Genomic DNA, 13,967 nt, shown 5'->3' on the forward strand with positions numbered 1-13,967 from the left:
ATTTTCACACCATGAAAAAAGCCGTACACGGATCGTCCGGTACGGCTTTTTTCAGGCTGCCGGCACATGGCTCACACCATGCGCCCTGCCCCGCATTATAACCAATACACGACCACGTACAGGCCCAGCCAGACGACGTCGACAAAGTGCCAGTACCAGGCGGCGCCTTCGAAGCCGAAGTGGTGGTCGGGCGTGAAGTGCCCCTTCAATACGCGGTACAAAATCACCGACAGCATGATCGCGCCCAGGGTCACGTGGAAGCCGTGGAAGCCGGTCAGCATGAAGAAGGTGGCGCCGTAGATGCCGGACGTCAGTTTCAGGTTCAGCTCGCTGTACGCGTGCATGTATTCGTAGACCTGGAAGCCCATGAAGACCGCGCCCAGCAGGATGGTGGCGGCCAGGAACAGGGCCGTCACGCCGCGGTGGCCGGCGCGCAGCGCGTGGTGCGAGATGGTCAGCGTCACGCCCGAGGTCAGCAGCAATGCCGTGTTAATGGTCGGAATCCAGAACGGCGTCATGGTGGTAAATTCCTGCACCGTGCCGGCCGGCCCCACCGAGCCCCACTGGGCCGAGAAATCGGGCCAGATCAGTTTATGGTCGAGGTCGCCCAGCCACGGCGTCGAGATCACGCGCGCATAGAACAGCACGCCGAAGAAGGCGGCAAAGAACATGACTTCGGAAAAGATAAACCAACCCATGCTCCAGCGGAACGAGTAATCGATGCGCTCACTGTACAGGCCTTTTTCCGATTCGCCGATCGCGTCGCCGAACCAGAAATACAGCACCAGCAGGATGCCGGCGATGCCGGCGTAATTGACATACGGTCCCCACGCCACGTCGTTGACCCAGGCCGAGGCGCCGATCATGGTCAGCAGCAGGCTGGCGCCGCCGAGCATCGGCCAGCGCGATGGCCCGGGCACGAAATAATAAGGTGCAGCGGCGTGATTGGCACTCATACTCATCTCCTCGTTTATCTATTTATGGTACGACCAGGCTGACGATGGCAATCAGGATGCCGACCAGGCAAGCTACTGCCAGCAGGCCGGCAATCACGATATGCACCGGGTTCAGCTTTGCCGAATCGGTATCGAAATCACTCTTGCGCCGCAGTCCGGTAAACGACCAGATCACGGCCTTCAATGAATACAGGAACGACGCGTGCTGTTTGGGCTCGTTCATCGCCACTCCTATTGCACCGCCGGCGTCCGAGCCTGGCTCAGACCGGCGATCTCGAAAAACGTGTACGACAGGGTAATGGTCTTTACCTCTTTCGGCAGCGCCGGATCGAGGAAGAACACCACCGGCATCTGCCGCGCCTCATGCGGTTTCAGGGTCTGCTGCTGGAAGCAGAAACATTCGACCTTCTTGAAATGCGGCGTCGCGCTTTGCGGCGCGTAGCTGGGAATGGCCTGCGCATTGACGGTGCGCCCCTGCGTGTTGACCACTTCATACAGCACCGTGACCAGCTCGCCCGGATGCACTTTCATGCTGGAGACCACCGGACGGAACCGCCACGGCCCCTGCGCATTGCCGTCGAACTCCACCGTGATGCTGCGCGTGGTGTCGACCTGCGTGTTCTTGTCCCAGGCGACCGTGCCGTCCTTTTGCGTCAGGATATTGATGCCCATCACTTCGCAAATCTGCCTGTAGACGGGAATCAAGGCATAGCCAAAGCCGAACATGACGCAGGCGATTACCAGCAGTTTACCGAGCAGTTGGCGGTTCAGGCCGCGTGTTGCGGGTTCTGGCTGCGGCTGCGGCTGTACTGGCGTCGTCATGTCACAGCCACAGCCGCTTGGCAAACACCGACAGGAAAAAGAAGGCCGCCAGCGCCGCCAGGATCAGCCCGGTGCGGCGGTTGCTCTTCTTGCGCTGGGTATCGAGTTCGCTCATGGCGTCGCTTATTTCACGGTCGGCGGCGTTTCAAACGTATGGAACGGCGCCGGGCTCGGCACGGTCCATTCCAGCCCTTCCGCGCCTTCCCACGGCTTGGCCGGCGCGGCCTTGCCGCCACGAATCGTCGGGATCACCACAAACACCAGGAAGTAGACCTGCATCAGGCCGAAGCCGAAACCGCCGATCGAGGCGATCATGTTGAAGTCCGTGAACTGCGCCGGATAGTCGGCGTAGCGGCGCGGCATGCCGGCCAGTCCCAGGAAGTGCATCGGGAAGAAAGTGATGTTGAAGGTGATCAGGGACAGCCAGAAGTGAATCTTGCCGCGCGTCTCGTTGTACATGTGGCCGGTCCATTTCGGCGACCAGTAATAGAAGCCGGCGAACAGGGCAAACAGCGAACCGGCCACCAGCACGTAGTGGAAGTGCGCCACCACATAATAGGTATCCTGTAGCTGGATGTCGATCGGCGTCACGGCCAGGATCAGGCCCGTAAAGCCGCCCATGGTAAACACGAAGATGAAGCCGACCGAGAACAGCATCGGCGTCTCGAACGTCATCGAGCCCTTCCACATGGTGGCGATCCAGTTGAACACTTTCACGCCGGTCGGCACGGCGATCAGCATGGTGGCGTACATGAAGAACAGCTGGCTGGTCACCGGCATGCCGGTGGTAAACATGTGGTGCGCCCAGACGATGAACGACAGGATCGCGATCGATGCCGTCGCGTACACCATCGAGGCGTAGCCGAACAGCGGCTTGCGCGCAAACGCCGGCAGGATCTGCGAGACAATGCCGAATGCCGGCAAGATCATGATATAGACTTCGGGGTGGCCGAAGAACCAGAAGATATGCTGGTACATGACCGGGTCGCCGCCACCGGCCGCGTTGAAGAACGAGGTGCCGAAATGGCGGTCGGTCAGGGTCATGGTTATGGCGCCAGCGAGCACCGGCATCACGGCGATCAGCAGGTACGCGGTGATCAGCCAGGTCCAGCAGAACATCGGCATTTTCATCAGGGTCATGCCGGGGGCGCGCATGTTGAGGATGGTGACGATGATATTGATCGAGCCCATGATCGACGAGGCGCCCATCAGGTGCATGGCGAAAATCGCCATGTCCATGCCAGGGCCCATCTGCGTCGACAGCGGCGCATACAGGGTCCAGCCGGCGGCGGTGGCGCCGCCCGGCACCAGGAACGAGGTGGCCAGCAAAATGGCGGCCGGCGGCAGCAGCCAGAACGAGAAGTTGTTCATGCGCGCAAACGCCATGTCGGAGGCGCCCACCTGCAGCGGGATCATCCAGTTGGCGTAGCCGACAAAGGCCGGCATGATGGCGCCGAACACCATCACCAGGCCGTGCATGGTGGTGAGCTGGTTGAAAAATTCAGGGTGGAAGAATTGCAGGCCCGGATGGAACAGCTCGGTGCGTATCATCAGCGCCAGCACGCCGCCCGACAGCAGCATGATGAACGAGAACCACAAGTACAAAGTGCCGATATCCTTGTGGTTGGTGGCAAACAGCCAGCGGCGGTAGCCGGTCGGGTGATCGTGGGCGTGATCGTGCGCGTGGTCGTGTAAATCGAGACCGGTGCGGTCCAGGGTGCTAGTGCTCGTGCTCATCTGCGGCTCCTGATTACTTGCGTGCAGCCACGACTTCGGCTGGTTGAACGATATTTTCTTCGGCTTTGTTGGACCAGCTATTGCGCGTGTAAGTGATCACTGCCGCGATATCCGTGTCCGACAGTTGTTTCCAGGCTGGCATTTCCGCCGGATACTTGCCGCTCTTTTGCCCGTTCAGCAAGACATGGATCTGCGCCGCCTTCGGACCGTTTACCACCGCCGAACCGTCCAGGGGTGCGAACGCACCCGGCACGCCCTTGCCGGTCGCCTGGTGGCAGACCACGCAGTTGGCGGCATAGACTTTTTCGCCCTTCACTTTCAGCTCGTCAATGGTCCAGGTCTTGTTCGGATCGTCGGCCAGCGCCGCCATTTCCTTCTGTTTCACATCGACCCAGGCCTTGTAGTCATCAGCCGAGACAACCTTCACGACGATCGGCATGAACGCGTGTTCCTTGCCGCACAGCTCGGCGCAATTGCCGCGGAAGGTGCCGATATGGTCGGCCTTGAACCACGTGTCGCGCACGAAACCGGGAATCGCATCCTGCTTCACGCCAAATGCGGGCACGGACCAGGCGTGGATCACGTCATTGGCGGTCAGCACCATGCGGATCTTTTTATTGACCGGCACCACCACTTCATTGTCGACTTCGATCAGGTAATTTTCGCCGCGTTTTTCCGTTGGCGGCGCGCCGGGGGCACCCACTTGCGAGCGCGGCGTGGACAGGTTGGACAGGAAGGAAATGCCTTCGCCCTCGCCTTTCAGATAGTCGTAGCCCCATTTCCACTGCATGCCGGTGGCCTTGATGGTGATGTCGGCATTGGCCGTATCTTTCATGCCGACCACCGTGCGCGTGGCAGGCAGCGCCATGCCGATCACGATCAGGAACGGCACCACGGTCCAGGCGATCTCGACGGTCGTGCTCTCGTGGAAGGTGGCCGGTTTGTGGCCCAGCGACTTGCGGTGCTTGAAGATGGAATAGAACATGACGCCGAACACGGCCACGAAAATCACCAGGCAGATGACCATCATCCAGGTGTGCAGGTCGTAGATTTCGTGCGCGATCTGTGTGGCAGGCGGCTGCAGATTCATCTCGAACGGCACCGGACCGCCGGTACCGGGATAGGTGGAGGCGGCAGGCGCCGCCGTGGCCCATCTTGCGATATTCGCTGCGAGCAGCGATAGTCCCAGCATCGACGATAGCAGTCGCTTTGCATGTGTCATGTTTTCCCCAACCACCTAAAAAATAACGATATTTTAAACGGCTGCGGAAACCTCCGTACTCCCCCGCTGCCGCTCCTCCATGAAAGCGTCGCGGCCAGACCACGGTCGCACGCTGCTCAGTAACCTCGCACCAGCCGATTTCATGCCGGCCGCCGGCGCAGAAAAATCGCCGGACAGCCATGCTGGAATCTTGTTTTTCTTTTACATCTGCATCATGTCCCTGCATGCAAGATGGTTACTATACTAATGCAGTAACTTCGGATTCGGCTTGCTTTGTTTTTATTTTTTTTGTGCCGCCCTTGTTTTCAAGCTTGATAAGCTGATAAAACAATCAACGATTATAAGCAAGAAAAGTTGAATCCATCAAGAAATATGCGGTGTGCGCAGAACCGCGCCAGCAATGGTGGCGCGGATTGCAACGGTTGCCGCCAGTTCGCCCGGAAAGCTGACGAAGCCACGCCTTTCAACCTCGCGCAAAGAGTTCCTGAGAAAATGGCCAGGGCCAGGCGCGTTGCCGAAGACAGTACGCAGGTACGGCGAGGCAGCGCAACGACGCCATGGCCGTTTTATCAGGGACTCCTGGGGTTGCGCGCTGATTGCCTCGGTTTTTATCTCAATTATTTTCTTGGTAAATCAAAACGGATGATGGCTTCACCGTTGCGCGTGACGCGTGGCGCGGGGCGGAACGCATGGCCGTAGACAATCTCGAAACTGAGCCCCAGCTTGCCATCGGGCCGGCGCATTTTTTCCAAGGCCGCCAGCATGCGCTGCCATTCGCCCTTCCCCATCAGGCCGCGCCGGCGCGTGGTCAAAGGATTGCCGCCGAAGGCACGCACGTCTGCCAGCAGTTTTTGCGGCGTATCGTAGGTAACGGTAATGATTTCCATATCGAGCACCGGCGTGGAAAACCCCGCTTCCACCAGCATGTCGCCAAAATCATGCATGTCGACAAACGGCAAGGCGTGCGGATACAGGTCGGCCTCGGCAAACGCGTCGCGCAGTTCGCGGAAGGTGTCGGGGCCGAAACAGGAAAACATCAGCAAGCCGTCGAGGCGCAGCACGCGGCGCCATTCGGCAAACACGCGGTCGGGCTGGGCATGCCAGTGCAGCGCCAGATTGGACCACACCAGGTCGATGCTGTTCGGCGCCAGCGGCAGGTCGCCCAGGTCGCCGCACAGCAGGTCCACGCCCGCCTTGGCCGGCAACAATTTGCTGAGGAACTGGTTCAGGCCGGACAACTTGCTGGCCGGCGCGCGCGCCGCCTGCATCATTGCTTGCGCGGCGTCGAGGCCGATGATCTGCGCGGCCGGATAATCCTTGTGCAGCTGCGCCAGGTCGGCGCCGGGGCCGCAGCCCGCGTCAAGCACGCGCAACGGCGCGATCCTGACCAGTTCCAGGCGTTCATGCATGCGGCTTGATACTTCGCGGCGCAAAAAGTCGGAGGGCGCCACGCGCGCCGGACGGGAAAAGAAATCACGGACGTGCACCGGATCGATGGGCGCACTCATTTTGGGCGGAGTAGTGGGAACTGACATGTCGAATCGGGTGAGATGAGATAATGTCGGCAGTGTACATGGAACACGGCCATGGCGATCAGGACCTTATTCAGTCACGATGCATGGAAGCGCTTGCCGCGGCAGCTGCTGGCCAGCCTGCTGCCGGCCCAGTGCGCGCTGTGCGCCGGCCCATGCCGCGAGCTGGTGTGCGTGCCGTGCCGGCAACAATATCTGGAACAGACACGGCCGCGCTGCCGCCAGTGCGCCAATCCGCTCGACGACATGGCGCAGCTGTGCGGGCGCTGTCTGCGCCGCCCGCCCGCGTATGACGCCACCTTCACGGCGGCGGACTATGCGGCGCCGGTCGACCAGCTGTTGCTGCAATTGAAATTTGGCGCGCGCCTGGCGCATGCGCCGCTGTTCGCGCAACTGCTGGCGCAGGCGGTGCAGCGCGACAGCAACTGGGACGCGCCGCAACTGCTGTGCCCGGTACCGCTGGGCCCGGCCCGGCTGGTGGAACGGGGCTACAACCAGGCGCTGGAAATTGCGCGGCCGCTGGCGCGCCATCTCGATATCGCGCTGCAGGCGCGGCTGGCGCTGCGCGTGCGCGAAACAAGGGCACAGAGCGGCGTGGCGCCGCGCGAACGGCGGGCCAACCTGGCGCATGCTTTTATTGCCGAGCCGGCATTTTCGGCCCGGCTTGCAGCTTGCCACGTCGGCATCGTCGACGACGTGATGAGCAGCGGCCATACCGTCCATGCACTGGCGGCCGCACTGAAACGGGCGGGCGCGCGCAAGGTCACCGTGCTGGTGGCGGCGCGCACGCCGCCGCACTGATTACTATTTTACAAGGGGAAGAATGTGTTTCATGTAGTCCTGGTCAACCCGGAAATTCCGCCCAATACGGGCAATATCATCCGCCTGTGCGCCAATACGGGCGTGCAGCTGCACCTGATCGAACCACTGGGCTTTCCGCTCGACGATTCAAAAATGAAACGCGCCGGCCTCGATTACCACGACTACGCCAGCATGAAAGTGCACAAGAACTGGGAGGCGTTCCTCGCCGACACGCAACCGGACCCGGCGCGCATGTTCGCCATGACCACGCACGGCTCGCGCCCGTTTGCCGAGCTGTCTTTTTTGCCCGGCGACGTGTTCGTGTTCGGTTCGGAAACCAGGGGACTGGATCCCGAACTGCGCAACAGTTTTCCCGGCGAGCAGCGCATCCGCCTGCCGATGCGCCCCGACAACCGCAGCCTGAACCTGTCCAATACGGTGGCGGTGGTGGTGTATGAAGCGTGGCGCCAGCATGGCTACGCCGGCGGCGCGTAGGTCGGATCAGGCCGCAGGCCGTAATCCGACAACATTGCCGACAACATTGTTAACGCAGCCAACGGTGTTGTCGGATTACGCGCGCAGCGCTAATCCGACCTGCGGATTCGCATACGCAATCAGCGCAGCGCCAGCTGCGCGTTGGCGCCAGCATCCACGTCCATGATCACCAGCTGCGTGCGCAAGTCGCGCGTGGCGGCCAGCTTGCCGTTCACGTACAGATTGGTCTTGACGCCGTAGACGCCCTGCGACACGCCGGCCGGCAGGGTCAGCTCGAACGAGTTTTCAAAGCGCCCGCCCGTCTTGTTGTTGCTGGCCAGCGCTTTCGAGCCGGACTTGAACGGCTGGCCCTGCGGGTCCAGCACCACCAGTTCCTCGCGCACATCGTTGACGTTCTGCGCGCTGCCGTTGACCAGTTCCACCACCGAATTGACCTTGAACGGCTGGCCGCGCTTGACGGTGGCCGAGCTGACCTGCGGCGTGTACGACACCACTTGCGGCTCGCGCGGCAAGGCGCCGCGGGCGCGGATATAGTCGCGGTCGGCCTGCGCCGCCGTCTTGGTCTGGCGCGAATTGACATTGATTGCCAGGCAGCCGGCCGCAGCCAGGCCACCGCCCAGGGCCGCGCCCTGCAGTGCGCCCTTCTTGCCGTTGACAAAGGCGCCCAGCAGCGCGCCGACAGCGGCGCCGGCGGCCGCTGTCGCGCCCACGCTGCATGGATCCTCGTCGGCGGCGGCCTGCGGATTCTGCCCGCCCTGCGGGTATTGCGCATCCTGGCGCACGCCGTTCGGATTGCCGGGCGCGGTAGCGCAGCCGGCCAGCATGGCGGTGAGGGTCAGCGCAGCGGCAGCGCGCAAGGTGTTTTTATTGAACATGAGAACTCCAGAGTGTAGGCATACTTATTTGATCGTTGTTTCCGTCTGCAGCACCTGGTGCTCGCGGTCGCGGATGCGGCGCGCCAGGCTGTCGATGCGGCTGTTGCCCGGATCGATGCGGCGCGCGCTGTCCAGATAGGTCTTGGCCGCGTCGAATTTGCCTTCCAGCAAAGCGCGTTCGGCGTCGCGCAGGAACGACTGCGCCATGTCGTTGCGCATGGCGGCGCCGTTGTCGACGGCAGGCACTGCACGTTCGACCACGCGCGCCGGCGCGGGTTCCCGCGGCACGCTGCGCACCGGCGCAGTCTCGATCGGTGCGGGCGCCTGCACCGGCGCCGGGGCTGGTGCGGGTACGGCAACCGGCGCTGGCGCAGGCTCGGGCGTGGCCAGTGCCTGCAGGTCGGCTTTCAGCTGTTTCAGTTCCGGATACTCGCGGTCGATCGCTTCGAGCCTGGCGATGCCGTTTTGCGCGGCGGAGGCATCCTTGCTGTCGAGCGCCTGGCGCACGCCCACCTGCACCGAGGCGGCGGCCGCCTGCTGGCGCGCCAGCTGCTTGCGCAGGGATTCCACGGTGGAGGCGCCGGCGCAATCGGCGTCGAGCTTGCCCAGCGCCTCATTGGCGCTCTGCAGGCGCTTGCCATCGATTGCATTTTCAATCGCCTTGACGCTGCGCTGGCAGCCGCTGCTGGCCGCACCGGCCCTGCCGATGGCCGCCTGCAAGTCGTCGGCCTTGGCGCTGGACTTGCCGCTGCACGCCAGCCTGGCGGTGGCCAGCTTGCCGCGCGCGCCGTCCAGGCTGCCGTCGGCCACCAGTTTCAGGCCGCTGTCGATGGCGTCATTGCAGGCCGATGCATTCTTGCTGCCCGGCTTGCCGTTCATGTAGACGATCACCAGCGCCAGCACGGCGATGCCGGCCAGCCAGCGCGGCCATTTTTTCGGCGGCCCGGGCGGCTTGGGCGGCGTGTCAACTTGTGGCGCCGGCTTGGGCACGATCAGCGGTTCAGGCTGCGGTTTTGGCTCCGCCTTTGGTTCAATCTTTGGCGCAATCCTGGGTTCAGGCCTGGGTTCAGGCTTCGGTTCCGGCTTGGGTTCAGGCTTCGGTTCCGGCTTGGGCACCGGTTTCGGTTCAGTCCTGGCTGCTGGCGGCGCAGCCGGCGGCGGCACGGCGGCGGCCGCCGCCGGCTTGGGCAGCGGTGGCGGCTGGACGGCGTTGGCGACGCCCTGTCCGCAAAACGGACAGAACGGCACGCCACCGGCCAGCGTTGATTGACACTTGACACACTTGTTCACGACACTTCCTTCATCAAAGCGGGGGCGGCGGCGTCATCAGCGGAGGCGGCGCGCTGCCCAGTACCGACGCCAGTTCCGGGAACTGCGACAGGTCGGCCCAGGCCGGCATGCCTTCGCGCCAGACCTTGGTGGCGGCCGGCACGATTTGCCCGGCGCGCACGAATTGCGCAATATGCTGGACCGTGAACGGCCCCTGCTGCTTGCCGTCGATACCGAGGAAGTAATGATATTCGACCAGCGGCGGTGGCGCCATGCTTGGTGCCGGCGCTGGCATGCCGAACGGCGACGCGGCTGCCGCTGTTGCGGCCGGGGCTGCAACTGCCGCAGGCGACAGCAGCGCCTCCAGCGCGCCCGGCTCCAGCATTTCGGGCTTGATCGCAAACTTCAGGCGCGGCAAGCCGCCGTCGTCCGGTTCCTTCACCTCCCATTCGTGCGCATCGGCGTCGGAGTCGGCAATCACACTGGCCCAGGTCTTCAGGCTGTTATACAGCTTGCCTTCGAGCTTGTCGATCTCGGCATCCGTCAGGCCCTTGCGGCGCGCGTTTTCGCGCAGGTCGGCCGCGATTTCATTGGCGATCGAATTGCCGAAGCCCTTGTTTTCCAGCTGGGCGCCGCCCGTCATCGACAGCAGGCGCGGCGTGTAGACATCGCTGGCGTAGTAGCTGGCCAGGGCCGCCATCGCCACCGTCTGCACGGCGTCGAATTCAGCCAGGCGTTCGGCCACGCGCGACTCGATCAACCCCTGGAACACATGATGCAAGCCGCTCTGGCGGATCGAGCGCTCGTTGCCGATGCGGCGCACGTCGCCGCGGCCCATGGCAAACAGATATTGCCCCAGCGGCACGATGCGGCCCGTGTGGCGCGTCAGCACGCCCAGCATGATGGCTTTCAGGAACAGACCGAAGTGTTCGGCCTGCAAGCGGATTTCATCGGTGCTCGGCGCGATCGGATGATTGAACTGGGTCGTGTCGATATGCGTGTGGATCGGCGCCTTGTCGTCATCAGTTTCCTTGCGGTAGCTGGTGCGCCAGCCTTCCAGGCCGCGCAACACCGTCAGCGGCACGCCGGCCAGCTCGCAGTAGCAGACGGCGCGCCCTGCAATGCCGGTTTCGACGATGTCGACCTGGTCGCTGGTGATGCCGGCCTGGGTCTGCACGCAGGCGGCGATTTCCGCGCCGAAGCGGGCCTTGAACTGTTTTGCGCCCGCCACGCCGATCACGCATTTGTACTGGTCGGCCACCACCGAGAATTCGGCCACCATATTGGCGTCGATCCACGGCATGGCGCAGGCCAGCAGCTTGCGGAAGTAATCCTGGCGCCGCGCCGGCTCCATCTGGTCGAGCGCCGCGAACAGCGGATCGGCCTTGGCGCCGTCCTGGTCGTTGACGCCCATGGCGGCCAGGCGGTTTTCCGCCATGCGCTTGACCTTGTTCAGAATTTCGGTGCGCTGCGAGGCGTCGCCCAGCATCGGAAACAGGGTCTTGGAGCCGCCGATATCCTGGAACGCCTCGTCGGCCCACTCGCGCAGGGTTTTCGGATTCGGCATGGCGATATCGGCCACCGTGACCGGTACCACGATGGACGTCGCATGGTCTTTCTGCAGGTCCTTCTGGACGATGACGCTGGCTGTCTGCAACTGGTTCAGCATGTCGAGCACGGCGGCGCGGCCAGCCTGCAACTCGCCGACCAGGCCATTCCACACGGCGCGGCCTTCGGCATCGACGCCGGTGCGGTTGCCCAGCCAGCGCGAGATGTCGCGCAGCAGCAGGACGGCCTCGTCGGCGGCGCGCGCGCGCAGGTGGAACTTGAGCGCATTGGCGATCTCGGTGCGCAGATGATCCATCACCGACGCCGCCTGTTTTTCACCGTTGCCGAACAGGCCGCCACGCACCTGTTCCAGGTTGTTCAGCAGGCGCTCGTATTCGCGCGTGCGCACCGCTTCCTTGATTTCGCGATAGCGCTCGGCATTCGTGTCGATCTGTGCGATCAGGCCGCTGCCCGGTGCCTCGATGCGGTCCTTGATCTGTTCGACCAGCGACAGCACGTATTCGAGGCCGCCGAATTCCTTGTTGTCCAGGTAGCCGTACAGCTGGTCGCGCACCACCTGCCTGATATGGCCGAACAATTCGGCGCGCCGCTTGGCGATGCGGTCTTCGGTGGTGTCGGCGGTGGAATCCTGGTCGCGCACGGCGTCGCGTTCGAGCTGGCGCACCGCTTCGCGCACCTGGGTCGGCCATTCCTTGCGGTCGTAGCCGGTGCGAATTTCATCGACACGGCGGTTGACGCGCTCTTCCACGCCGCTGAGCAGGCTGCCCTGGCGCTCGGCCAGCAGGTCGTCGACCACCTGGAAATCGTCGAACGCGCCATTCGAGCGCTTCAGTTCGATGCTCTTGTCGGAAAACACGGGAAAGTCGCTGAACGGCGTCGCGCGCAAACCCATGTGCGCGCCGATAAAGGTATTGCGCTGGTCGTCGTTGGCGCGGTTCGCGCCGGCGTCCGTGCCGCCGACGCCAAAGAAGGCTTTCAGCATGGCGCCGGCCCAGCGGTGGGCGCGTTCGTCGCGCGCCGCTTCCTGGCGCGTGTCGAGCACCGACATGCCGAACGAGGAATAGCGCTGGGAGAAATACAGGCGCATGTCGCCGAAACGGTTTTGCGGCACCGGCGCCTTGTACATGCGGTTCTTGTATTGCGCCTGGTTGACGGCGATCGAGCGCTTGGCGCGCGCAAAGTCGGCCGAGGCGAAGTCTTCGAACAGGGAGTCGGCCACCATGTGATAGATGTCGTCGACGCTGTCCGTATGCTGCTGGGCCAGGTTGCCCGAGTCGACCAGGAACACTTCGTTGTACGGCACGCGGGTCAGCTCGGGGCGGTCATAATTGTCCCAGCGGCTCAGGTAATTCTTGTTGCCCATCATGGCCGATTCGAGTTCCATCAGCGCCGCATAGCCATTGCCTTCGATGCGGTCCTTGTTGTTCTTGGTGTAGCCGCTGGGCAGGAACAGCATCAGCTCCACGTCGGCATGCTCGACTTCGGTCTTGGCGATCCAGCGCGCCAGGTAGCCCATGTCGAGGAAGGAGCCGGAACCAGTGCCGCCGGCCACCGAACCGACCACCACGATGCGGAAGCGGCCCGGCTCCATGCGCAGGCCCAGCTCGCTCAACTGCCGCTCGTGCGACAGGCCTGCTTTCAGGGTTTTCAGCTTCAGGCGGATCTTGTCGCGCACCTTGCTGTATTTGTCGAAGAAATACAGGCGCGACACGGCGCGCACCTGGCCGGCGCCTGACTGCATGTCGAAATTCAGGTCGCGGATCTTTTGCGGCGTCAGCGGCAGCCATTCCTTGATGTGCGGATAGCGTTCCAGCGAGTCGTCGTCGCGGCCATATTTTTCGGCGTCGAACGAGCCGACGACTTTTTCATCGTCGGTAAATTTCAGCAGGTCGAACTGCAGGTCCTGCGCCTGCGATTCGCCGCTTTCGACCAGCGCGCCATTGTCGAGGTCGAAATGGATGAACTGCGCCACCGGGAACTCGGTCAGGTTCTCGATGCGCGTGCGGTGGCCGGCATTGCCCCACAAGGTATTGAGGATGCGCCGGCGCATGCGCATCAGCACCTGCATGCCCGTGCCGCCCACGCCGATGAACAGCGTGGGGCGCAAATCGATGATCTTGTCCTTCTTGCGCTCGCCCGGCGCGGCGGTGGTCTGGTTCAGCGTGTCTGACATGGTGTTTCCTTAAGCGAGTTCGGTGCCGGCGCGGGCGTTCAGTTTTTGCTGGAAGTAAAGGTCAGCACCAGCGCGACCAGGCCGACCAGCACCAGCGGTCCCATGAACAGCGGCGCGAGGAATTTATGTGCGTTGACCGCTGCCAGCACCACGGCCGTGGCCAGGCTGGCCAGGAAAATGAACAGCCACCAGCCCGAGGCATTGGCCTTGTTCGGCGACACGCGCTTGGCCACCAGGCCGTTGGCGTAGGCGTTCTTGGCAAAGAAAAAGGCGACGAACAGGATCAGCAGCACGGCGCCGCCGATCAGCGTGTCGCGCGACGAGGTGTCGGTGGCGCCGACCTGGTCCAGCGCAGGCGCGCTCTCGACGCTGGCCGTGGTGGCAGGCGCTGCAGCTGCAGGAGTTGCGGCAGGAGCAGCTTCGCCGGCCGGCGTGGCAGCTGGTGGTGGCAAGGTAAAGCCTGCGTTGTCTTTGGGAGTATCTTGTGCCATCGTCTGCCTCGAAAAGTAATGTAAT

The 13,967-nt window shown here is 63.1% G+C and carries 13 protein-coding genes; 2 read left to right on the forward strand and 11 right to left on the reverse strand.

The window, feature by feature from the left end; genetic code table 11:
- Positions 1-95: 95 nt before the first annotated feature.
- From RTQ46_RS08155 to RTQ46_RS08185, 7 genes are all read right to left on the reverse strand, one after another.
- Positions 96-956 carry a cytochrome c oxidase subunit 3 gene (locus RTQ46_RS08155; protein ID WP_312435778.1) on the reverse strand — a complete coding sequence of 287 codons (861 nt, stop codon included), beginning with the start codon at positions 954-956 and terminating at the stop codon, positions 96-98.
- A gap of 22 nt (positions 957-978) precedes the next feature.
- Positions 979-1,179: a DUF2970 domain-containing protein gene (locus RTQ46_RS08160; protein WP_312435780.1), complete on the reverse strand. Its 201-nt coding sequence runs from the start codon at positions 1,177-1,179 to the stop codon at positions 979-981.
- Between the two features lie 8 nt (positions 1,180-1,187).
- On the reverse strand, positions 1,188-1,778 hold the full coding sequence (locus RTQ46_RS08165; protein ID WP_312435781.1) for a cytochrome c oxidase assembly protein: 591 nt from the start codon (positions 1,776-1,778) through the stop codon (positions 1,188-1,190).
- A gap of 1 nt (position 1,779) precedes the next feature.
- Positions 1,780-1,893, reverse strand: a complete 114-nt coding sequence (locus RTQ46_RS08170) for a cytochrome oxidase small assembly protein (RefSeq protein ID WP_312435783.1) — start codon at positions 1,891-1,893, stop codon at positions 1,780-1,782.
- A gap of 8 nt (positions 1,894-1,901) precedes the next feature.
- On the reverse strand, positions 1,902-3,515 hold the full coding sequence (gene ctaD / locus RTQ46_RS08175; RefSeq protein ID WP_312435784.1) for a cytochrome c oxidase subunit I: 1,614 nt from the start codon (positions 3,513-3,515) through the stop codon (positions 1,902-1,904).
- 13 nt (positions 3,516-3,528) lie between these two features.
- Positions 3,529-4,737 carry a cytochrome c oxidase subunit II gene (gene coxB / locus RTQ46_RS08180; RefSeq protein ID WP_312435785.1) on the reverse strand — a complete coding sequence of 403 codons (1,209 nt, stop codon included), beginning with the start codon at positions 4,735-4,737 and terminating at the stop codon, positions 3,529-3,531.
- Positions 4,738-5,354: 617 nt separating this feature from the next.
- Entirely contained in the window at positions 5,355-6,245 is an 891-nt protein-coding gene (locus RTQ46_RS08185; protein WP_312435787.1) for a methyltransferase domain-containing protein, read from the reverse strand.
- A 78-nt stretch (positions 6,246-6,323) separates the two neighbouring features.
- Here RTQ46_RS08185 and RTQ46_RS08190 point away from each other — a divergent pair, with 78 nt between their 5' ends.
- Together RTQ46_RS08190 and trmL are read left to right on the forward strand one after the other, a co-directional pair.
- Complete coding sequence (locus RTQ46_RS08190) at positions 6,324-7,070, forward strand: ComF family protein (RefSeq protein ID WP_312435789.1); 747 nt, start codon at positions 6,324-6,326, stop codon at positions 7,068-7,070.
- 24 nt (positions 7,071-7,094) lie between these two features.
- Positions 7,095-7,565, forward strand: coding sequence for a tRNA (uridine(34)/cytosine(34)/5-carboxymethylaminomethyluridine(34)-2'-O)-methyltransferase TrmL (gene trmL, locus RTQ46_RS08195; RefSeq protein WP_312435790.1), 471 nt, complete (start codon positions 7,095-7,097; stop codon positions 7,563-7,565).
- A gap of 119 nt (positions 7,566-7,684) precedes the next feature.
- Here trmL and RTQ46_RS08200 read toward each other — a convergent pair whose 3' ends face one another.
- Genes RTQ46_RS08200 through RTQ46_RS08215 form a run of 4 tightly spaced genes read right to left on the reverse strand, consistent with a single transcriptional unit; the run spans position 7,685 to position 13,942 of the window.
- A complete protein-coding gene (locus RTQ46_RS08200) occupies positions 7,685-8,440 on the reverse strand; it encodes a hypothetical protein (protein WP_312435791.1) in 756 nt (251 codons plus the stop codon).
- 24 nt (positions 8,441-8,464) lie between these two features.
- Entirely contained in the window at positions 8,465-9,730 is a 1,266-nt protein-coding gene (locus RTQ46_RS08205) for a hypothetical protein (RefSeq protein WP_312435792.1), read from the reverse strand.
- 13 nt (positions 9,731-9,743) lie between these two features.
- Positions 9,744-13,451: a tubulin-like doman-containing protein gene (locus RTQ46_RS08210; protein WP_312435793.1), complete on the reverse strand. Its 3,708-nt coding sequence runs from the start codon at positions 13,449-13,451 to the stop codon at positions 9,744-9,746.
- Positions 13,452-13,489: 38 nt separating this feature from the next.
- On the reverse strand, positions 13,490-13,942 hold the full coding sequence (locus tag RTQ46_RS08215; protein ID WP_312435794.1) for a hypothetical protein: 453 nt from the start codon (positions 13,940-13,942) through the stop codon (positions 13,490-13,492).
- Positions 13,943-13,967: the final 25 nt, after the last annotated feature.

The sequence above is a fragment of the Janthinobacterium sp. genome (assembly GCF_031995485.1).
GTDB lineage: Bacteria > Pseudomonadota > Gammaproteobacteria > Burkholderiales > Burkholderiaceae_D > Janthinobacterium.